Below are 1,663 nucleotides of genomic sequence, written 5' to 3' on the forward strand. Positions count from 1 at the left end.
CCGCAAAAGCGCCTCGCATGCGAGCCCCCGACGATTCATGATACATAATTGAATCATCAACCGTGGGCCTTTGCGAGGGCTTTTTCAGCAGACTGTTAGCTCGAATCTTGGGCGTGCGTGCTGGCGCGAGCGAGCGGATCGCAGGTTGCTCGACAGGATTTGCGGCGCGATCACGGGCCAGTCTTGCTGATCGGCGCAAGTGGATGTGCTGCCGGGCGAGAGCCGGCCAAAATGGTGCGCTTCGGTGCGGTGCTGGATCAGCGATGACAGCATCATGAGGTGTCGATCCTGATCGCGGCCGGCGTGGGCGTGGGTCGGTGCTTTGGCTCGCTGCCGCGCGCGAAGGTCTCGATGACGAACATGCGTCCGCCGCAGCAGGGGCACGGTCGTGGCAGCATGCGGGGTTCGTCGGCCGCTGGGGCCTCTGAGGCATTTTGCTGTTCGGAGCGGATCGGCACGGCGAGCAGTTCGCGCGCCCGCGCGATGTTGGCGGCGCGGCTGCCACTGGCCAGCAGTCCGTAGTGCCGAATGCGGTGGAAGCCCCCGGGCAGCACGTGCATCAGGAAGCGTCGGATGAACTCGCGGGTCGACAGCGTCATGGTCTGATAGCGGCCAGGCCCCTCGATCCGGTAATTCTTCCACCGGAAGGTGACGCCGGTGTGGTCGGCCGCGATCAGGCGGCGATTGGAGATGGCGACCCGGTGGGTGTAGCGCGACAGATAGGCGAGCACGGCCCTGGGGCCGCCGAATGGCCGCTTGGCATAGACCACCCAATCGATCTTGCGCAGCGGCGCCAGATACGCCTTGAAGGCTCTGATGTTATCGAGGCGGGCGTGGACGCCGAAAAACTTGAGACGTCCGGCCCGGTGGGCGGCGACGAGCTTGGCCAGGAACAATCCCCGGAACAGGCACGAGAGAACCTTCACGGGCAGGATAAAGTCTGTCCTGCACGGTACCCACCGCGTGCCATCAATGGAGATGCCGCCGCCCGGCACGATCATGTGGACATGGGGATGATGCGTCAGCGCCGAGCCCCAGGTGTGAAGCACCGAGGTGATGCCGATGCGGGCGCCGAGGTGCTCGGGATCGGCCGCGATGGTAGTCATGGTCTCGGCCGAGGTCGTGAACAGGATGTCGTAGATCACGGCCTTGTTCTGATAGGCGATGTCCGCGATGGCGGCCGGCGGCGTGAACACCACATGAAAGTACGGCACCGGCAACAGATCGGCCTCGCGCGCGGCGAGCCATTCCTTGGCAGCGGTGCCCTGACACTTCGGACAATGGCGATTACGGCAGGTAATGGGCGACGCCCATTACCTGCCTTATGGGCAAAGCCGGTAATGGGGAGCTGGCAATCGCGATCACCGTATTTTCCTGTGTATTGCCGCTCTCGAGCTCTCCATTACAAGTCGCCCGTGCGGCCCCGTTGGGTCGGCCACTGATGGCCGGTCACATACGGAGACGGACATGTTGGAGACGTACTTCTCGGCAGCGAAGATGCTGGGGCATCTGCGCAGCGGGCCGAGCGGGCCTTACCTTGACGGGTTTGCAGCGGCGCAGGACTTTGATCTCGCCGCGTTCGGCGAGCACCTGCGCACTTGCCGGTGTCCACGCGCCAAAGGCGGCCGGCGCAACCACCACACCATCTACGGTGCCAGGCTCT

The 1,663-nt window shown here is 64.3% G+C and carries 1 protein-coding gene and 1 pseudogene; one reads left to right on the forward strand and one right to left on the reverse strand.

Annotated features, from left to right (window positions below):
* Positions 1 to 272 precede the first annotated feature (272 nt).
* Positions 273 to 1,298 (reverse strand): annotated as a pseudogene (locus tag IVA82_RS07020) (IS91 family transposase); the annotation flags it as partial.
* 169 nt (positions 1,299 to 1,467) lie between these two features.
* Between IVA82_RS07020 and IVA82_RS07025 the strand changes: the two are divergent.
* A partial coding sequence (locus tag IVA82_RS07025; protein WP_247493222.1) for a hypothetical protein occupies positions 1,468 to 1,663 on the forward strand: 196 nt, incomplete at its 3' end.

This window comes from Bradyrhizobium sp. 142, assembly GCF_023074015.1.
Taxonomy (GTDB): domain Bacteria; phylum Pseudomonadota; class Alphaproteobacteria; order Rhizobiales; family Xanthobacteraceae; genus Bradyrhizobium.